Below are 17829 nucleotides of genomic sequence, written 5' to 3'. Positions count from 1 at the left end.
AGCGGAGTTCTACTTAATAAGAGGGAGCGGAATACACGTCGTAGGTCTGACGGATCATCAACGCGGCGCTGAAGCGCTCGCGGACGATGCGTCGACCTTCGATGCCGAGGGCCGACAATGCAGGCTTCTGGATTTGCTTCAGCCGATCGGCCAGCGCCTGGTGATCCCCGGCGGGGAACACGTAACCGGACACGCCATGGGTGACCAGTTCGGGCAACGACGTGCAGTCGCTGGCGATCACCGGCAGGCCCAGCGCCATGCCTTCCAGCGGCACCATGGCAAAGCCTTCCCAGCGACTCGGGACGATCAGCGCATCGGCTTTCTGATACAGCGCGTGCACCTCGGTTGGCGTCACCCAAGTCAGATATTCCACGCCATCCAGCGGCGGACACTCGACGACGTCCTCGTTCACCGCACTGCCCACCACCGTCAGTTTCAGGTCGCTGCGCTGTGCTTCGGTGTAGGCCTTGAGCAACACGTCGAAGCCTTTCTGATAGTCGAGGCGGCCGACAAACAGCAGATGAATCGGTGCCGGATCGTTGACCTTGCGTTCGTCATTCTTGTGATCGATGCCGTTGTAGATCAGCGTCATGCGCTTGCGCTCGATGCCAAATTTCGCGGCCTTGTCCAGCTCGAACTGGCTGACGCAGATGATCCTGTCCGTGACCTTCTGCAGCACTCGCTCGATCCACGCATAGACTTTCTGCTTGATCGGCGAGCTTTCCATCAGGAACGAAAACGCATGGGGGCAGTAGACGATTTTCGGCTTGCGCCAGGGTCGCAGAAGCACGCACACGCAACGCCCGATCACCCCGGAAAAAGTGCTGTGCAAATGCACGACATCGGGTTTTTCCTTGAGCAGGACCCGCGCCAGTTGCCAGGCAAAACGCAGCAGCGACGGCACATTCCGCCCGCTGCGGGCGAAGGTGCGGATCTGCTGTTCATCGATGCCGTGCAGCTCTTTTTTCTGGTCGAGCGGGACCAGGTACACCAGCTCATAGCGCCCGTCTTCCGGCGCCGCCGAAATCGTGCGGATGACCGTCGCCACCCCGCCTTTGATCGTTTCCGCCACGTGCAGTATTTTTTTCACAACCCACCCACTTTCATGCCTGTAAGGACCATCCCCGAGATTCAGGACTGGTCGGACGCGTATTCGTAGTTGTAATAGCTGCCGTTGCCGTAATAGCTGGCCGCGCGCTTCTCGACGCCGTTGAACACCGCGCCCTTCAACTCGATACCGTTCTGGGCGAAACGCCGGATCGTCATTTCGATTTCCTTGGCCGGGTTTACCCCGAACCGCGCGACGATCAGGCTGATGCCGGCTTCGCGACCGACAATCGCCGCATCGGTCACGGCCAGTAGCGGTGGCGTGTCGATGATCACCACGTCATAACGCTCGCTGAGTTGCGCCAGCAGTTCGCGGAAATTGGCGTGCATCAACAGTTCGGAAGGATTGGGCGGGACCTGGCCACGGCTGATGAAATGCAGGTTGTCGACCTCGACCTTGTTGATCGCCTGATCGAGGGTGCAGCGCTTGACCAGCAGATCCGACAAACCGTTGGTGATCGGTGTGTTCAGCGTCTTGTGCAGATGCCCTTTGCGCATGTCGGCGTCGATCAGCACCACGCGCTGCCCGCTCTGCGCCATGACCGCCGCGAGGTTGGAAGAGACGAAGGTCTTGCCGACCTGCGGGCTCGGCCCGGAAATCATGATGCGGTTGTTGGTCGAATCCAGCGCTGCGAAGTGCAGGCAGGTACGCAGGCTGCGGATCGATTCGATGGACAGGTCCGTCGGGTTGCGCAGGGCCAGCAGATACGCCGGCGTGTCCGCTGCGACTTTGGCCCGGACTTTTTTGCTGTCTTCTTCCTGTTGCAGGGCGCTGTAGGGAATCGAAGCGTAGACCGGCAAGCCGAGCTGCTCGATGCCTTCCGGGCCTTCCAGGCCCTTGCTCAGGGATTTGCGCAACAGCACAAGCGCCACGCCGACGAAGGCACCGAGGAAAGTGGCGATCAACACGATCAGGGCTTTTTTCGGTTTGACCGGGCTGGTCAGGTCGACGTCCGCCGTATCCACCAGACGCACGTTGCCCACGGCACCGGCGCGGATGATGTCCAGCTCCTGGGACTTGTTCAGCAACTGGGTGTAGATCTGCGAGGCGACTTCGACGTCGCGAGTCAGGTTGAGCAGTTCCTGCTGCGTGGCCGGCAGGTCCTGAACCTTGCCTTCCAGGGAACGCTGTTGCTGGGTCAATTCACCGATCTGGGTCATCAGCGCACGGTAGGCCGGGTGCTGTTTGGTGAACTTGCGATCCATCTCTGCCTGCTGCAGTTTCAGCTCGGAAATCCGCGTTTCGAGCGCCACGGACTGGCCCAGCACCGATTGGGTTTCCAGCGAGATGTTCACGGTCTTGCCGTGGGTCTGGTAGGCGTTGAGCGCATCGCTGGCCTTGGCCAGATCGCGTTTGACCTGCGGTAACTGGCTTTGCAGGAAGGCCAGGCTCTGCGCCGCTTCGGCGGAAGTGCGGCGTACGTTCTGATCCACGTACAGCGAGGCGATCTTGTTGAGGATCTTCACCGCTTCGGCGGCATCGCTGCTGGCCAGGGCCAGACGGATGATCCCCGATTCCTTGCCTTGCTCGGAGATGTCCAGCGCGTCCTGATAGCCCTGAATGGTCACGATTCGCGGGTAGCGCACCACTTCGAAACGGGTCCCGGGGTTGGCCAACAGTTGCGCAACCTGCCCTTCTACGCCGTCCTGCGCGAAAGCCTCGCCCGCCACGCCATCGACCAGCAGGTTGTCGTTGTCGTCCAGCAACTGGAAACGATGTTGCTCGCCGGCGATCAAGGTGAGTTTCTTGCCCAGCAATTCCTTGGGCAGATTGAGCTTTGCAAACTCCAGGCGTTCACCGCCCCAGGCGTAGCTGCTCAGGCCGAAACGCGGCGGCGCGACGCTGAGTTCGGTCTCACCGCGATAGCGTCGGGAAAGGAAGCCGCCAATCAGCGGAAAGGTATTGGGGGTGACGTCGATGTCCAGGCGCAAGTCGTCGACCGTCTTGCCGATCACCGCGCGGGATTTGATGATGCCGATTTCGGTCACCGACGGCGATTGCCCGCCGAGCATGCTGTTGAGGTCGGAAAAACCGAGCATGTCGTTCTTCTTCGGTTCGACCTGCACCAGCGCGTTGGCCAGATACACCGGCGTGGCCAAAATCGCATAGGCCACACCGGTCATCATGAATGCGCCGGTGAACGCACCGATCAACCACTTCTGGTCGATCAGGCTGCCGAAGATGCCGAGAAGATCAATACTGTCTTGATCGTTGTCGCGGGTGCCGATTACTGACGGTAACTGCATAAGTCTTTCTTACCATTCACTGAACTGAAGAATATTCATCAACGCGCCAGGCGTTGCGCCCATGAGCTAACAGCATCTTCAATCAATGCATGGGCATGAATAAAAGCGGCTTGCCCCTGGCGATACGGGTCCTGTATTTCTCGTTCGCTCTGCCACTTGCCCAGCAGAAACACTTTGCCCCTGGCGTGAGAGGCAATCTTCAGTACTTGATTAACATGTTGTTTTTCCATCACCAGAATCAGGTCTGATTCATTGACGATGTCCGCTGTCAGTTGCCGCGCCTTGAACCCTTCGGCACTGTGGCCGCGTTCTTCCAGCACCTGGCGCGCGGTCGACTCCATGCCTTCGCCGACCCGCGCAGACAGACCTGCTGAGGTCACGCTGATCGCCGAGGGTGTCAGTGCATTGCGCAACAGAAGCTCCGCTGTCGGACTTCGGCAGATATTGCCTACGCAAACGACAAGAATCTTTTTGAACAAGGTTTACTTTCCCGTGTAATGTCAATCGGCCAACATGCCTTGCACATTCGAATGAACCCGCAAGACCTTCCTTCACTCGGAAATAGATTAACCCGTTAATACCGGTGCATTAAGTACCACGGCCTTTAAAAGTCCCCCAACCAGAATTACCGGACTAAAAATAACTGTGATTTTCAGGCGAAAGTTTTCCGACAAAAAATAACATTCGTGCACTTAGTGCCCCTGTTGCTCTCGAAACTTATGTAACGAGATAACCCTCAGCTAGATGTCATTCTCATCAGGAGAGCAGACATGAAATCAGCACATCTCAAACATCTAGGGGCAGCCTTGTTGATGCTTGGAGCAGCCGCCCAGGTTCAAGCCAGCGAGTTGTTCCCGGCGCTGCCAGCGAAAACCATCGGCGTTCAGGTCAAGATTCAGAATTTCACGGCGGCCGATGCCGAGCAGATCAAAGCCGCAGGATTCACTTTTGTCCGTTTCGGCGTCTGGAGCGACAGCCTCGGCGCCAAGGCCTATCAGAAACAGATCAGCGATGCGTTCGCGGCGGCGAAATCCGCAGGCCTGCCGGTTTTGATGACCGTCCGCGCCACTAAACCGTTGACTGGAGACCTCACGACTGCCGGCGAAGCCTTTGCCAACGCCGTCAGCGGGCTGGAAAAAGCCTGGAGTTCGCAACTGGTCGCCATCGAAATCTGGAACGAGCCGGATCTGGGCACCTACTGGCCGACCGGCAACTTCAACACCACGTTCGTGCCGTTCATGAGCGCCATGTGCAAAACCCTGCAGGGGCAACTCCAATCCACGCCTCTGGTCGGCTTTGGCTTCGCCCGGCCGCCCACCGCGGGATCGGCATCCACCGCGGCGCTCAACAGCCTCATCGAGGCTTACCCCAATTGCCTTGATGCCATTTCCTATCACCCTTACGGCATGACAGCCACGCAGATCAGCAATGCCCAGAATTTCATTCAGCAGAACTTCCACTTACCGGGTGTGATCAGTGAATGGGGGATTTCGGCGCTTGCCTCCAACGGTGGGCCGGACGGCCAGGCGACTAAAATCTCTGCGTTCATCGCCGATGTGAAAAGGCTCAAGATCCCGCTGACTTCCATCTACGAATGGAAGAACAGCGACTCGGGAAAAGATGATCGCGAGAAAAATTTCGGTCTGTTGACCTCAGACGGCCAACCGAAACCTGCTCAAACGGCAGTCAGGACACAATTGGAGCTCGAGTAGGCGCTGCAACAGGTCAGTTGCTTTGAACCTGTCGTCTGTTTTGGCATCGTATTGATCGATAACGCGCCCCGCCTTTCAAACAGCCGTTTTCAGGTTGTTGCCGCCGGGGCGCTCGATACGCCGACATGCCCTTGAGTGGCTGTCGACGCTCGGGTAATGTCACCAGACCCATAGGACAGAGCACGCTCATGACTTCCAAGCTGGAACAACTCAAACAGTTCACCACCGTCGTGGCCGACACCGGCGACTTCGAAGCGATTGCCCGAGTCAAACCGGTCGACGCCACCACCAACCCATCCCTGCTGCTCAAGGCAGCGGCGATTCCGGCCTACGCCGAACTGCTGAACGCCAGCGTGCGCGACTGCAAGGGCGATGTCGGCCTGGCCAGCGACCGTTTCGGCGTCGCGGTCGGCCAGGAAATCCTCAAGGTCATTCCGGGCCGCATTTCCACCGAAGTGGATGCGCGCCTGTCGTTCGACAAGGACGCGATCCTCAAGCGTGCCCATCGCCTGATCGAGCTGTACGACAAGGCCGGCGTTGGCCGTGACCGCGTACTGATCAAGATTGCCTCGACCTGGGAAGGCATTCGCGCCGCCGAGATCCTCGAGAAGGAAGGCATCCAGACCAACCTGACCCTGCTGTTCTCCTTCGCCCAGGCCGCTGCCTGCGCCGATGCCGGCGTGTTCCTGATCTCGCCGTTCGTGGGCCGCATCTACGACTGGTACAAGAAGGCCAACGGCAACGACTACACCGGTGCCGACGATCCGGGCGTGCAGTCCGTGACGCGCATCTACAACTACTACAAGGCCAATGACTACAAGACCGTGGTCATGGGCGCGAGCTTCCGTAACCTCAGTCAGATCGAGCAACTGGCCGGCTGCGACCGCCTGACCATCAGCCCGGACCTGATCGAGAAACTGGCGGCCGACACCGGCAAGCTGGAACGCAAACTCGCTCCGGGCCATGCCGGCGAAGCGCGCCTGAGCCTCAACGAAGCGCAATTCCGCTGGTTGTCCAACGAAGACGCAATGGCCACCGAGAAACTGGCCGAGGGCATCCGTCAGTTTGCCCGCGACCAGGAAAAACTCGAGGCGCTGCTGCAAGCCAAGCTGTAATCGGCCAAGCGCAAACGCAAAAAGGGCGAACCCTCACAGGTTCGCCCTTTTTTGTATCTCGCGGTCTGGCCGATCAGTGCCGTTCGAGGGCATTCACCAGGTCATGGAAGGCTTCGCGGTTGGAGTCGTTCAGCCCCATGAGGATCTTGTGCGCTTCGAGCACCTTGACCCGCACTACCTCCTCAGACTGATCCTGGTCCGGCAAGTCATCGAGGCATTCCGGGCATGGCACGGGATGGTTGACGATATTGAACACCTGCTCGAAACCCATCGACTGCAACAGACGCGTGATGTCCTCGTGGGTGGTGACCACGGTCGGCAGCAGGCCGACCTTCTGCCGCGACAGGATCGACAGTTTGGCCAGCAGGCCCAGCGTGGTGCTGTCGATGCTTCGGGTTTCGGTCAAATCGATCACGATCGCGTTGAAATTCAGCGCGGTGAAGATTTTTTCAATAGTCGCATCCAACGCCGAACACAGGGTCAGGCGAACTTCACCGACGAACTTCAGGACGAAGGTGCCATCCTGCTCGGCGAACTGGATTCTACCGGTACTCATTAAAGATTCCTGCTCAACACCAACAGGGCGATATCATCCGGCATCTCCCCTAGCGTGGCCAATCCAAAAACCTGCCGCAGACCATCCAGGCTGCCGCCCGCCAACTTCACCTTTTGCGGTAAAGCGGCTTCTTTCTCTTTGAGTGTGGGCTCTGGTAAAAGATCCAGAATGCCATCAGACATCAGCGTCAGGCTGAACGTCGGTGGCAGCTCGAGCACGTGGTCTTCGTAGGTGGCTTCGTTGAAAAGCCCCACGGGCAGACCGCGCCCCTCGAGGTAGCGAACACTGTCAGGCGTGTACAACACAGGCAACGGCAGATGGCCGCCGATGCTATAGGTCAACAAACCGGTCTCCTCGTCGATGACTCCACCGACCATTGTGACGTGTTTACCCAGCTTACAACTGATCAGCCCCCGGTTGATATGACCGAGGACTTCCGAAGGCTTGAATTCCGGCAGCGTGCCGTTGCGCTTGGATTCGAAGAGCAAGCGCGTGGTCATGAACTTCAGCAGCACGGTAACGAACGCCGAAGAAGCGCCATGACCCGAGACATCCGCCAGGTAGAACGCTACCCGGCGCTCGTCGACCCGGAAGTAATCGACAAAATCACCCGACAGGTACAGCGACGGGATGATCTGGTGCGCAAACCTGAATTCGTCGATGGCCCACGGACTTTCCGGCAGCATGTTCATCTGCACCTGGCGACCGGCATTCTGGTCTTCCTGGAGCAGGTTCAGGCTGGCTTCGAGTTCGCGGTTGGCCTTTTCCAGTTTCTCGCGGTAGCGCTGGTTTTCCAGCAGCAGACGCGAACGATCCAGCGCCCGGCGCACGGAGTGCTCGAGCACCGCCAGATCTTCGAGAGGCTTGATCAGGTAATCCGCCGCGCCCAGGCGCAGGGCCTCGACTGCGTCGTTCATCACCCCGGCACCCGAAACCACGATCACCGGTGTCTGCGGCGACCGCTCAGTGACCTGACGGATGAGTTCGAGACCGCCCATCTGCGGCATGCGCAGATCGCAGATGACCAAGTCGGGCGTGTCTTGCTCGAATACCTGAAGACCCTGCTGGCCGTTACTGGCCTGCAAGACGCTGAAACCACTGTCTTCCAAATAGGCCGCGAGGCTCGCGCGCACTACTTCGTCATCATCGATTATCAGCAGCGTGGCACTGGTTTTTGGCATGTGGGCAAACGGCGCCAGAATTAGGTTGGCGTAGCAGGCGGGGCAACGGCCCGGCGCAGACTACTGGATTCGCTTTCTAGCCTCTCTGCTGCACCGCTTCGGAGCGTTTGCCCCGCACACGATTGCACCAGAGGTGCCCTTCTAAGGCGCAGACGGTACTCCCATCCTTCGACCGTTTCAAGCATGCGCCGATGGTCGCTTGGAGACTTTGTTTGTCAAATCACTCGCAGTTATAAGAACAGCATCAACCGTAACCCAATCATTGGACGCGCCCACAAAAAAGGCGACCTCGCGGTCGCCCTTTTCTGCCGATCAATCGAGATCAGAAATCGTCTTCGACCTGCCCGTCCTTGACCTTGAACTCGCGGTTCTGCAGGTAGGCGTTGCGGATGAAGGTGTACTTGTCGCCGCTGATCAGCTTCTCGCTCGACAGCAGGCTGGCGCGGGTGTCGACGATGTTCAGGCCGAAAATCGAGTTACGCACCGGCACATCGTTGATGTAGCGGTACGGGCCGGTGAAGCTGTCGACGTATTTGGACGGTGCATCGCGCAGGGTGCTCGGGCCCAACAGCGGCAGCATTACATAAGGACCGCTGCCGACGCCCCAGTAGCCGAGGGTCTGGCCGAAGTCTTCGTCGCTGCGGGTGAGGCCCATTTTGGTGCCGACATCGAAGAAACCAAGCAGGCCGAAGGTGGTGTTGAAGATCAGGCGAGCGGTGTCGACGCCAGCGGCAGCCGGTTTGGCCTGAAGAATATTGTTCGCCAGGTTGGTGACATCACCGACGTTGCGGAACATGTTGTGGATGCCGTCTTCCAGGAATTGCGGAGTAACAAATTCGTAGCCCTGCGCCAAAGGCTTCAGCGCATAGGTGTCGACGAAATCGTTGAACTGGAAGATCGGACGGTTGACGCTTTCCCAAGGGTCTTCTTCCGTTGCAGCCTGAGCGGCGAACGGCACCAGCATCACGCTGGCACATACACAAAGCTGAGCAAGAGGATGACTCAAGCGCATAGAAAACTCCTTGGATAGTACGGACGCAGCACCTGGGCCGCGGCGATAAGTGCGTCAGTATAAGACGGAAACGCTACTTTAGGCAGTTCCCCGGTAAATCCCTCCGTAGGACACTTCGTCATTGGCCTGTCATGCAACTGTCACCGATATTGCCTAGCCTGATCGCTATTTCAGGGACGTTTTCCATGCCTCAAGCCGAAGCCTTGCCCGTCACCGCAACGACACTGACCGCGGTGCTGTTCGGACTCAGCGGCTGTCTGGTGGACTTCGGTGCCCGCGCCCGTCATCACACCAGTATCGGCCCGGAACACGCCGATGCCACACCCGGCGCCCTCGACAGCCTGCGCAGCCTTCAGCACCAGCAAATTCCCTGCGCCTGGCTCGATGAGCTGTCCACGGCCTGCACTCAAGTGCTGTCATCGGCGCTGCCGGACTGGATCAAACCGTCGCAACATTCGGCAACAATCAAACCATGGCCGGCGCCCAATGCCTGCTGGCAGGCGTTGATGGGCTTGAATGTCGATCGTCTCGACGGTTGCGTGCTGGTCAGCGGTGAACCGCGCCTGCTGCAATCGGGCCTCAATGCCGGGCTGTGGACCATTGGCCTGGCGTCCTGCGGTTCACTGTGCGGCCTGGCGCCGAGCGAATGGCAGGCCCTGAGCCAGAAGGAACGCGAACAATTGCGTGGCAAGGCGACGGTGCAGTTGTTCGGCCTCGGCGTGCACTCGGTGATCGATCATCTGGGCGAACTCGACACCTGTCTGGCGGACATCAGCCTGCGTCGCCTCAAAGGCGAAAAGCCCTGACCGGGATCATGCAGGTTGGCCAAGAGTGGATTAGTCTTAAGGAGAGCCATAGACCTTTGGCGCACGGCTGCGGTCTATGCCAGTGCCTCTCGATAAAAGGAAACAACCATGCCCGCTCAAGAACTGCAAAAACAGCTCAATGCCCTGCGCGAGCAACTGGATCAAAATCCTCCGCTGACCGAAGCCGAGCGCGCTGATCTACATGCGCTGATGGCACAGATCGAATCCGAAATAAAACTGGAGACCGCGACTCAAGATTCCAGCATCGCCGATGGTGTCAATCTGGCAGTTGATCGCTTCGAACTCGAACACCCTGCCATCGCCGGCACATTGCGCAACATCATGAATTCCCTGGTCAGCATGGGCATCTGAAACCCGCGAATGCAAAAAAGCCCTGCCATCACTGGCAGGGCTTTTTCATGTCCGCGAGGCGGGTTATTGACGAACCAGACGGTGGTTCGGCAGTTGCACGCTTTCGGTGCTGCGGTACGGGTTGATGTCCAGCCCGCCCCGACGCACGTAACGCGCGAACACGGTGAGTTTTTCCGGTTTCAACAGGCGTTGCAGGTCGAGGAAGATCCGCTCCACGCATTGCTCGTGGAAGTCCGAGTGCTGACGGAAGCTGACGATGTATTCCAGCAGGCTGGCGTGATCCAGCGCCGCGCCTCTGTATTCCACCACCACGCTGCCCCAGTCCGGCTGGCTGGTCACCGGGCAGTTGGATTTGAGCAGATGACTGTGCACGCTCTCCTCGACCACACGCGAATCGTCACAGCGCAGCAGTTCAGGACGCGGATGTTCGTAGTTGCTGACGCTGATATCAAGATCGTCGATGCACACGCCCGGCAGCGCGACAACACCTTCGGCTTCGACATCTTTCAGGCTGCGAACCCGCACGCCCACCGGTTTGCCGGCAGCGGCGGACAGATCCTTGACCAGCGTTGCTTCCAGGCTTTCGATATCGGCAAACGGCGTCTGGTTCAGCGAGTTCAGGTACAGCTTGAACGACTTGGATTCGATGATGTTCGGCGAATCCGCCGGAATGCTGAATTCACCGATTGCCACCACCGGTTTGCCCGACGGCAGCAGCCACGACAGCTCGAAGCAGTTCCAGAAATCCACGCCTTTATACGGCAGGGTTTCGGCGGTCAGGCCCAGCTCGGCCCATTTCGCGGTGCGCGGAATCGGAAACAGCAGGGACGGTGTGTACGTGGCGATGTATTCGCTGGACTTGCCCAGCGGCGAATGTTCGGCTGCGGGATGCATGGCGGAAACCTGACTGAAGAATCAGCGGATTCTATCAGCCTTTGCTCCCGCCTTTGAGTGCTTACTGACTGACAGTCAGTTTGCCGACCATTCCGGCCTGGTAATGCCCGGGAATGTTGCACGCAAATTCCAGGTTCACCGCTTTGCTGAAGGTCCAGGTCAACTCGGCGGTCTTGCCCGGCTCCACCAGCACGCTGTTGGGGTCGTCGTGCTTCATTCCATGCCCCATCGAGCCGTGATCCATGCCCGCCATATCGTGGGACATTTCCTTCATGCTGGTCGGCGTGAGCATGCCGCTTTGCTGCATCTGCAACATTTCCTGCTGGTGTTTTGCATGCATCGCCGCGTCGCCAAGGTTGAATTCGTGCAGCAACTGGCCTTTATTCACCAGCACAAAACGAACGGTCTCACCGGCCTTGATCTCGATCGCCTTCGGATCGAAGCTCATGTCGCCCATCACCACTTCAATGCTGCGGGTGGCCTTGGCCGCCGGGGCCGGCTGGCCGAAGTCATAAGTGTGCGCCGGTGATGCCCACAGCGGCGAACTCAGCGCGAGCAGACACGCGGCAAGGGCCAGACGGTTGCGCAAAAACATAGTCGTACTCCAACAAATCAAGGTTCAGCCTGTGGGAAACTCTAGCCCGCCTGCGCTGGCAGCGACCTGACAGGCAGATTACAACTTTGTCAGGTTGGCGCTCACAGCGTGAGCCCACGGTATAACGTCCTCGTTCCCGCAACCCGAGTCGCCCATGAAACTGCTGATCGTCGAAGACCAACCGAAAACCGGCCAGTACCTGCGCCAGGGCCTGACCGAAGCCGGTTTCAACACAGAACTGGTGGCCGATGGCACCACCGGCCAGCAATTGGCGTTGAGCGGCGACTATGCGTTGCTGATCCTCGACGTGATGCTGCCGGGGCGCAATGGCTGGCAGATCCTGCAAGCGGTACGCAGCGCCGGTCTGGAAACGCCGATCCTGTTTCTGACCGCCAAGGACACCGTGGAAGACCGGGTTCACGGCCTGGAACTGGGCGCCGACGATTATCTGGTCAAACCGTTCGCCTTCTCTGAACTGCTGGCGCGGGTGCGCAGTCTGTTGCGTCGCGGCAGTTCCACACCTCAGGAAACCAGCCTGCGCCTGGCCGATCTGAGCCTGGACCTGATCCGCCGCCGGGTCGAACGCAGCGGTCAACGCATCGACCTCACCGCCAAGGAGTTCGCCCTGCTGGAAATGCTCCTGCGCCGCCAGGGCGAAGTGCTGCCCAAATCGCTGATCGCCTCACAGGTCTGGGACATGAATTTCGACAGCGACACCAATGTGATCGAAGTGGCGATTCGCCGACTGCGCCTGAAAATCGATGACGACTTCCCAAACAAGCTGATTCACACCGTGCGCGGTATGGGTTACGTCCTGGAAGAGCGTGCCGACTGATGCGCCGACTGTCCTTGAGCGGCCGGCTGGCGCTGTTGTTCGCTGGCTGCACCGCAGTGGTTTCGCTGGTCGCCGGGGTCGTTTTCAATCGGGCCAGCGAAGGTCACTTCATCGAACTCGACCAGCAACTGCTCGAAGGAAAACTGCTCAGCGTGCGTCAGACGCTGTTGAGTGGTAGCGACGCCGCGCACATCACTGATGAGTTGAGCCAACAAGGCGATGTCACGCTGCGCATCAGTGGCCCTGAGGGGCAGCGCTGGTTCGGCCGCTCGTTGCATGCCCCGGCGAATCTGCCGCAACAGCCCGGCCTGGCCACCATCAACGACAACGGCACCGACTATCGCCTGCTCAACGCTGCGCTTGAACCGGGAAAACCTGATTCCCCGCAATTGACCTTGTTGCTGGACATCACCCACCACCAGCACTTCCTGCAACGCATGCAGCATCTGATCTGGCTGACCGTCGGCCTTTCGGCGCTGGCCACCGCGCTGCTCGGCGCCTGGGCCGCCCGCAGCGGTCTTCGCCCGTTACGCCGCATGAGTGCGGTGGCCCGTGGGATTTCGGCGCAATCGTTGAATGCCCGACTGCCGGAAGCGCGGATGCCCGCAGAACTTGCGGAATTGGCCCACAGCTTCAACGCCATGCTCGGACGTCTCGATGACTCCTTTCAGCGGCTGTCAGCGTTCTCCGCCGACATCGCCCATGAGCTGCGCACACCGCTGTCCAACCTGCTGACCCACACCCAGGTCACTCTCACCCGCCCTCGCCCCCTCGAAGACTATCGCGAAGCACTGCACAGCAACCTTGAAGAGCTGCAATGGATGGCGCAGTTGGTGAACGACATGCTTTATCTGGCCAAGGCTGACCACGGTTTGCTGGTGCCCAAACGTGAACCGCTGGATCTGGCGGAAGAAGCCGATGCATTGCTGGAGTTTTTTGCGCCGCTGGCCGAAGACGCTCAGGTCAGCCTGAGCCGTGATGGTGCGGGGCGGTTTGCGGGTGATCGCGCGATGTTGCGCCGGGCGCTGTCGAACCTGCTGGATAACGCGTTGCGCTTCACCCCGGCCGCCGGCGAAGTGCGTGTGAAGGTGGCCGAGCAGGCGAAATCCTTGAGGGTGACGGTGGAGAACAGTGGCGAAGGGATTTCTGCAGAGTTGTTGCCGCGCTTGTTCGATCGCTTCTACCGGGCGGATCCGGCGCGCCAGGAAGGCAGCAGCGAGCATGCGGGATTGGGGTTGGCGATTACTCAGTCGATCATCCGGGCCCATGGCGGGCAGATTCATTGCGAATCGGATCAGGGCTGGACGCGGTTTGTGATTGAGTTGCCCAAGGATTGAGGCCAGCAGTGCTGGCCCCTTCGCGAGCAAGCTCGCTCCCACAAGTACCGAGTCGCACCACAATTTTGTGAGCACTCCATAACACTGTGGGAGCGAGCTTGCTCGCGAAGGCGGTCTTGAAGCTTACGAATATCTCAAGGCGTGCGCCGGTTCGATCTTCGCCGCCCGCCACGCTGGATAAACGGTGGCCAGGAAGCTGAGGATGAAGCCTGCCGAGCAGATCAGCAGGACATCGCCGCCCTGCAACTCCGATGGCAGGTTGCTGACGAAGTAGACGTCCGAACTGAAGATGTGCTGCCCGGTCACTCGCTCGACCCAGCCCACCATCTCACTGACATTCAGCGCGGCAATCACGCCCAGAACGCCACCGATAATGGTGCCGACGATGCCGATCACCGTGCCCTGCACCATGAAGATCGCCATGATCTGGCGCGGTGTGGCGCCGATAGTGCGCAGGATCGCGATGTCGGCACCCTTGTCGTTAACCACCATGATCAGGGTCGCGATGATGTTGAAGGCTGCCACCGCGACAATCATCAGCAGCAACAGGCCAATCATGGTTTTTTCCATCTTCATCGCGCTGAACAGGCTGCCCTGGGTGTGGGTCCAGTCATCGGCCTTGAAGTCGGCGCCGAGGCCGCTGGCAATGTCCGACGAAACTTTCGGCGCGGCATACAGATCCTTCACCGCCAGACGCACGCTCTGCACCTGATTCGGCTCCCAGTGCTGCATGGTCGCGGCGTCGGAGACGTGGATCAGGCCCATGGAACCGTCGAGTTCGGCACCGACCTTGAACACGCCGACCACGTTCAGCCGCTGCATGCGCGGGGTGATGCCGCCCGGTGCGGTGCTGACTTCCGGGACAATCAGGGTGATCTTGTCGCCGACATTGAGGCGAAAACGCCGGGCGGTGATTTCGCCGAGCACTACGCCGAACTCACCCGGTTTCAAGGCATCGAGACGGCCCTGAACGATGTGCTGGGCAACGATCGACACCTTGCCTTCCTGGGACGGGTCGACGCCACTGATCTGGATTGGCTGCATCATGCCCTTGTAGGACAGCATGCCCTCCATCTCGGTGAACGGCACCGCAGCCGTCACTTCCGGGTTTTTCATCGCAGCGGCGGCGACTGGCTGCCAGTCATCGATCGGCTTGACGCCGACAATGGTCGCGTGAGGCACCATGCCGAGGATGCGCGAACTCATTTCGCGCTGGAAGCCGTTCATCACCGACAACACCACGATCATCGCCAGTACGCCGAGGGCGAGGCCGATCATCGAGGTCATCGAAATGAACGAAACAAAGCGATTGCGGCGCTTGGCGCGGGTATAGCGCGTGCCGATAAAGATCGATAACGGTCTGAACATTCGCTGGGGCACCGTATAAAAATAAAAGACCCGACGCCTTTTCAGGCATCGGGTTTCAACGCGTTAGATTGGCGTCAGGCAGCCTTCATTGAGGTGCAGGACGCGGTCCATCTGGCGAGCCAGGTTCATGTCGTGAGTCACCACCAGAAACGCCGTGCGCATCGAAGTGCTGAGTTCCAGCATCAGATCCTGAATGCCTTCGGCGGTATGGGAGTCGAGGTTGCCGGTCGGCTCGTCGAGCATCACCAGCCCAGGATTGTTCACCAGCGCCCGGGCAATGGCCACACGCTGACGTTCGCCACCGGACAGTTCCGCCGGTTTGTGTTCCAGGCGATGGCCCAGACCGACCCGCTCCAGCAACGCCGTGGCACGCTGACGGGCTTCCGGGATCGCGGTCTTGCCGATCAGCAGCGGCATGCAGACGTTTTCCAGCGCGGTAAATTCCGGCAGCAGGTGGTGGAACTGGTACACGAACCCGAGGGCGCGGTTACGCAGCAGACCACGTTTCTTCTCGCTCAGCGCCGACAGTTCTTCACCGTCGAGCCAGACACTGCCCTTGGTCGGCGTGTCGAGACCGCCCAGCAGGTTGAGCAAGGTACTTTTGCCCGAACCGGATTTGCCGACGATCGCCACCCGCTCACCCGGATGCAGTTCCAGTTGCAGGTTGGCCAGCACTTCCACCGACTCCGGGCCTTCCTCGTAGGATTTGCCCAGGTTGCGGCAGCTCAAGATTGCTTTTTCACTCATGCCCGACTCACTCATAACGTAGCGCCTCCGCCGGCTGGGTGCGCGCGGCACGCCAGGCTGGATACAGGGTGGCGAGGAAACTCAGGACCAACGCAGCGGCGCAGACCATGACCACGTCCTGGCTCTGCACCTGCGACGGCAGGTAATCGATGAAATACACATCGGCGTTGAGGAATTTGTGTCCGATCACGCCTTCGAGGGCCGAAATCGCGGCGCTGACGTTGAGCGCGGCGAAGATCCCGACCACAGCGCCGATGGCCGTGCCGACCACACCGATCACCGTGCCCTGCACCATGAATGTGCGCATGATCGTGCCCGGCGTGGCGCCCAGTGTGCGCAGAATGGCGATGTCGCCCTTCTTGTCGTTCACCACCATCACCAGCGTGGAAATGATGTTGAATGCCGCCACGGCGACGATCAGCAGCAACAGCAGACCGATCATGGCTTTTTCCATGCGGATCGCCTGATACAGGTTGCCGTGGGTACGGGTCCAGTCGCGGGCGTAGTAACGGTCTTCGCCGAGGCGCTGGGCAATGTTCCACGCCTCACGCGGCGCCTGGAACAGATCGTCGAACTTGAGGCGCAGACCTTGCACCTGATCGGGCTTCCAGCGGTGCATTTTCGCCAGATCCTGCAGGTTGGTGACGCCCAGGTAACCGTCCAGCTCACCGGCGCCGACATGGAAGATGCCGACTACGGTGAAACGCTTCATGCGCGGGAACATGCCGGCCGGGGTCACGCTGACCTCCGGCGCGACGAAGGTGACCTTGTCACCGAGGCCCACGCCGAGCTTGGTCGCGGCCTTGTCGCCGATCACGATGCCGAAGCTGCCCGGCGTCAGGTCGTCAAGTTTGCCCTGTTTCATGAAGTTGTCGATGATCGAGACGTTGCGCTCCAGCGCCGGGTCGATGGCATTGAGCAACACCTTGGACACCTGGCCGTTATTGGTCAGCAATCCCTGCATCTGGGTGAACGGCGCAACGGCCGCCACCTGCGGGTTCTGCTTGACCTTGGCGGTCAGGCTCGGCCAGTCGTTGATGGCTTCACCGGACTCGATGGTCGCGTGGGGCACCATGCCCAGCACGCGGGTGCGCATCTCATGATCGAAGCCGTTCATCACCGAAAGCACCACGATCATCACGACCACGCCAAGGGCGAGCCCGATCATCGAAGTCAGGGAAATGAATGACACAAAATGATTGCGACGCTTTGCACGGGTATAACGCGTGCCGATAAATACGAAGAGAGGTCTGAACATGTCGGGGCTTGTTCGGAGGGAAAAGGAACGTCCTTGTGGCGGGGGTCGATAACCAGCTTTACACTCAGACCACCGCCGCTACCATGGGTTCGCCATGTCGACATTAGATGAAGAAGATCGCCGCGAATACTACCGTATCGAGGACATGATCGCACTGGAAATTCGGCCCCTGTCCGCTCCCGAAGCTGCAGGCCAGGAAGTGTTGCAGGATGCTTCCCCATTGTTCAACCTGCTCAGCGAACTGCACCTGAGCGAATTCGAGTCGCAGCACCTGCTGCGCCAGATCAGTGAACGCGACCGTGCCATCTCGGCGTTCCTGAAATCCCAGAACAAACGCATCGACCTGCTCAGCCAGGTGGTCGCCCTGACTGTGCTCGGCCATATCGGCGAGCCGCAACCGGTGATCATCTCCGAGGGCGGGGTCGACTTTCAGCACCCGACCCCGATCGCCACCGGCGCCCACCTGTCGGTGAAACTGGTGCTGATGCCCCAGGCGCTTGGCCTGTTGCTGCGCGCCCGCGTCACCCATTGCGACCGCAAGGGCGACGGCTACGACGTCGGTACCGAGTTCGAGCACCTGACCGACGCCCAGCGCCAGTTGCTTGCCCGCTATATCTTGCAGAAGCAGGCCCAGGAACGACGTCTGGCCCGCGAACAAAATGAATCAGGCATTTAATTAAGGAAGAA

General features: G+C 59.7%; 18 protein-coding genes. 7 read left to right on the top strand and 11 right to left on the bottom strand.

Going from position 1 to position 17829, the window contains the following annotated elements; genetic code table 11:
• Positions 1 to 13 precede the first annotated feature (13 nt).
• The 3 genes from CAF73_RS25300 to CAF73_RS25290 are packed head-to-tail and all read right to left on the bottom strand — an operon-like array spanning position 14 to position 3833.
• Positions 14 to 1090: a glycosyltransferase gene (locus tag CAF73_RS25300; protein ID WP_085704580.1), complete on the bottom strand. Its 1077-nt coding sequence runs from the start codon at positions 1088 to 1090 to the stop codon at positions 14 to 16.
• A 41-nt stretch (positions 1091 to 1131) separates the two neighbouring features.
• Entirely contained in the window at positions 1132 to 3354 is a 2223-nt protein-coding gene (locus CAF73_RS25295; RefSeq protein WP_085700487.1) for a polysaccharide biosynthesis tyrosine autokinase, read from the bottom strand.
• A 38-nt stretch (positions 3355 to 3392) separates the two neighbouring features.
• A complete protein-coding gene (locus tag CAF73_RS25290) occupies positions 3393 to 3833 on the bottom strand; it encodes a low molecular weight protein-tyrosine-phosphatase (RefSeq protein ID WP_011335170.1) in 441 nt (146 codons plus the stop codon).
• A gap of 291 nt (positions 3834 to 4124) precedes the next feature.
• Between CAF73_RS25290 and CAF73_RS25285 the strand changes: the two genes are divergently transcribed.
• Together CAF73_RS25285 and tal are read left to right on the top strand one after the other, a co-directional pair.
• Positions 4125 to 5066 (top strand): glycosyl hydrolase family 5, encoded by a 942-nt coding sequence (locus CAF73_RS25285; RefSeq protein WP_085704578.1) that lies wholly within the window; start codon positions 4125 to 4127, stop codon positions 5064 to 5066.
• Between the two features lie 188 nt (positions 5067 to 5254).
• Positions 5255 to 6181: a transaldolase gene (gene tal, locus CAF73_RS25280; protein WP_085686791.1), complete on the top strand. Its 927-nt coding sequence runs from the start codon at positions 5255 to 5257 to the stop codon at positions 6179 to 6181.
• A 73-nt stretch (positions 6182 to 6254) separates the two neighbouring features.
• Here tal and rssC read toward each other — a convergent pair whose 3' ends face one another.
• The 3 genes from rssC to CAF73_RS25265 form a co-directional block, all read right to left on the bottom strand.
• Positions 6255 to 6737 (bottom strand): anti-sigma factor antagonist RssC, encoded by a 483-nt coding sequence (rssC, locus tag CAF73_RS25275; protein WP_024013621.1) that lies wholly within the window; start codon positions 6735 to 6737, stop codon positions 6255 to 6257.
• The gene (gene rssB / locus CAF73_RS25270; protein ID WP_085700490.1) at positions 6737 to 7918 is read right to left on the bottom strand and encodes a two-component system response regulator RssB; all 1182 of its coding nucleotides are present in this window, start codon (positions 7916 to 7918) and stop codon (positions 6737 to 6739) included. Before rssB ends, rssC begins: the two co-directional genes overlap by 1 nt.
• 322 nt (positions 7919 to 8240) lie before the next feature.
• Positions 8241 to 8930: a VacJ family lipoprotein gene (locus CAF73_RS25265; protein ID WP_085700491.1), complete on the bottom strand. Its 690-nt coding sequence runs from the start codon at positions 8928 to 8930 to the stop codon at positions 8241 to 8243.
• Positions 8931 to 9115: 185 nt separating this feature from the next.
• On the opposite strand from CAF73_RS25265, the gene CAF73_RS25260 reads away from it, so the two are divergent.
• Positions 9116 to 9736, top strand: coding sequence for a phosphatase (locus CAF73_RS25260; RefSeq protein WP_085704576.1), 621 nt, complete (start codon positions 9116 to 9118; stop codon positions 9734 to 9736).
• A 108-nt stretch (positions 9737 to 9844) separates the two neighbouring features.
• Complete coding sequence (locus CAF73_RS25255; protein ID WP_085700493.1) at positions 9845 to 10108, top strand: DUF4404 family protein; 264 nt, start codon at positions 9845 to 9847, stop codon at positions 10106 to 10108.
• 63 nt (positions 10109 to 10171) lie between these two features.
• Here CAF73_RS25255 and queF read toward each other — a convergent pair whose 3' ends face one another.
• Both queF and CAF73_RS25245 read right to left on the bottom strand, forming a co-directional pair.
• Positions 10172 to 11002 carry an NADPH-dependent 7-cyano-7-deazaguanine reductase QueF gene (queF, locus tag CAF73_RS25250; protein WP_085704574.1) on the bottom strand — a complete coding sequence of 277 codons (831 nt, stop codon included), beginning with the start codon at positions 11000 to 11002 and terminating at the stop codon, positions 10172 to 10174.
• 61 nt (positions 11003 to 11063) lie between these two features.
• Complete coding sequence (locus tag CAF73_RS25245; protein ID WP_085704572.1) at positions 11064 to 11597, bottom strand: plastocyanin/azurin family copper-binding protein; 534 nt, start codon at positions 11595 to 11597, stop codon at positions 11064 to 11066.
• A gap of 154 nt (positions 11598 to 11751) precedes the next feature.
• On the opposite strand from CAF73_RS25245, the gene CAF73_RS25240 reads away from it, so the two are divergent.
• Together CAF73_RS25240 and CAF73_RS25235 are read left to right on the top strand one after the other, a co-directional pair.
• Positions 11752 to 12432 carry a heavy metal response regulator transcription factor gene (locus tag CAF73_RS25240; RefSeq protein ID WP_011335179.1) on the top strand — a complete coding sequence of 227 codons (681 nt, stop codon included), beginning with the start codon at positions 11752 to 11754 and terminating at the stop codon, positions 12430 to 12432.
• Entirely contained in the window at positions 12432 to 13769 is a 1338-nt protein-coding gene (locus tag CAF73_RS25235) for a heavy metal sensor histidine kinase (RefSeq protein WP_085704570.1), read from the top strand. Before CAF73_RS25240 ends, CAF73_RS25235 begins: the two co-directional genes overlap by 1 nt.
• 123 nt (positions 13770 to 13892) lie before the next feature.
• Here CAF73_RS25235 and CAF73_RS25230 read toward each other — a convergent pair whose 3' ends face one another.
• The 3 genes from CAF73_RS25230 to CAF73_RS25220 all read right to left on the bottom strand — a co-directional run bounded on the left by CAF73_RS25230 (position 13893) and on the right by CAF73_RS25220 (position 17142).
• Entirely contained in the window at positions 13893 to 15137 is a 1245-nt protein-coding gene (locus CAF73_RS25230) for a lipoprotein-releasing ABC transporter permease subunit (protein WP_085704568.1), read from the bottom strand.
• A 63-nt stretch (positions 15138 to 15200) separates the two neighbouring features.
• Positions 15201 to 15884, bottom strand: a complete 684-nt coding sequence (lolD, locus tag CAF73_RS25225; protein WP_170929775.1) for a lipoprotein-releasing ABC transporter ATP-binding protein LolD — start codon at positions 15882 to 15884, stop codon at positions 15201 to 15203.
• Between the two features lie 7 nt (positions 15885 to 15891).
• Complete coding sequence (locus CAF73_RS25220; protein WP_085704566.1) at positions 15892 to 17142, bottom strand: lipoprotein-releasing ABC transporter permease subunit; 1251 nt, start codon at positions 17140 to 17142, stop codon at positions 15892 to 15894.
• Positions 17143 to 17236: 94 nt separating this feature from the next.
• On the opposite strand from CAF73_RS25220, the gene CAF73_RS25215 reads away from it, so the two are divergent.
• The gene (locus CAF73_RS25215) at positions 17237 to 17818 is read left to right on the top strand and encodes a PilZ domain-containing protein (protein WP_085704564.1); all 582 of its coding nucleotides are present in this window, start codon (positions 17237 to 17239) and stop codon (positions 17816 to 17818) included.
• Positions 17819 to 17829 lie beyond the last annotated feature (11 nt).

The sequence above is a fragment of the Pseudomonas sp. B15(2017) genome, assembly GCF_002113215.1.
Lineage (GTDB): Bacteria > Pseudomonadota > Gammaproteobacteria > Pseudomonadales > Pseudomonadaceae > Aquipseudomonas.
Note: the sequence above shows the minus strand (reverse complement) of the source record. Positions and strands in the feature narration are given on the sequence as shown.

What these genes read in the sequence shown, in the direction of transcription:
- CAF73_RS25255 (WP_085700493.1), top strand. Translation starts at nt 9,845, where the DNA reads ATGCCCGCTCAAGAACTGCAAAAACAGCTCAATGCCCTGCGCGAGCAA.
- CAF73_RS25220 (WP_085704566.1), bottom strand. Translation starts at nt 17,142, where the DNA reads ATGTTCAGACCTCTCTTCGTATTTATCGGCACGCGTTATACCCGTGCA.
- CAF73_RS25265 (WP_085700491.1), bottom strand. Translation starts at nt 8,930, where the DNA reads ATGCGCTTGAGTCATCCTCTTGCTCAGCTTTGTGTATGTGCCAGCGTG.
- CAF73_RS25245 (WP_085704572.1), bottom strand. Translation starts at nt 11,597, where the DNA reads ATGTTTTTGCGCAACCGTCTGGCCCTTGCCGCGTGTCTGCTCGCGCTG.
- rssC (WP_024013621.1), bottom strand. Translation starts at nt 6,737, where the DNA reads ATGAGTACCGGTAGAATCCAGTTCGCCGAGCAGGATGGCACCTTCGTC.
- CAF73_RS25260 (WP_085704576.1), top strand. Translation starts at nt 9,116, where the DNA reads ATGCCTCAAGCCGAAGCCTTGCCCGTCACCGCAACGACACTGACCGCG.
- rssB (WP_085700490.1), bottom strand. Translation starts at nt 7,918, where the DNA reads ATGCCAAAAACCAGTGCCACGCTGCTGATAATCGATGATGACGAAGTA.
- CAF73_RS25235 (WP_085704570.1), top strand. Translation starts at nt 12,432, where the DNA reads ATGCGCCGACTGTCCTTGAGCGGCCGGCTGGCGCTGTTGTTCGCTGGC.
- tal (WP_085686791.1), top strand. Translation starts at nt 5,255, where the DNA reads ATGACTTCCAAGCTGGAACAACTCAAACAGTTCACCACCGTCGTGGCC.
- CAF73_RS25295 (WP_085700487.1), bottom strand. Translation starts at nt 3,354, where the DNA reads ATGCAGTTACCGTCAGTAATCGGCACCCGCGACAACGATCAAGACAGT.
- CAF73_RS25230 (WP_085704568.1), bottom strand. Translation starts at nt 15,137, where the DNA reads ATGTTCAGACCGTTATCGATCTTTATCGGCACGCGCTATACCCGCGCC.
- CAF73_RS25240 (WP_011335179.1), top strand. Translation starts at nt 11,752, where the DNA reads ATGAAACTGCTGATCGTCGAAGACCAACCGAAAACCGGCCAGTACCTG.
- CAF73_RS25285 (WP_085704578.1), top strand. Translation starts at nt 4,125, where the DNA reads ATGAAATCAGCACATCTCAAACATCTAGGGGCAGCCTTGTTGATGCTT.
- lolD (WP_170929775.1), bottom strand. Translation starts at nt 15,884, where the DNA reads ATGAGTGAAAAAGCAATCTTGAGCTGCCGCAACCTGGGCAAATCCTAC.
- CAF73_RS25215 (WP_085704564.1), top strand. Translation starts at nt 17,237, where the DNA reads ATGTCGACATTAGATGAAGAAGATCGCCGCGAATACTACCGTATCGAG.
- queF (WP_085704574.1), bottom strand. Translation starts at nt 11,002, where the DNA reads ATGCATCCCGCAGCCGAACATTCGCCGCTGGGCAAGTCCAGCGAATAC.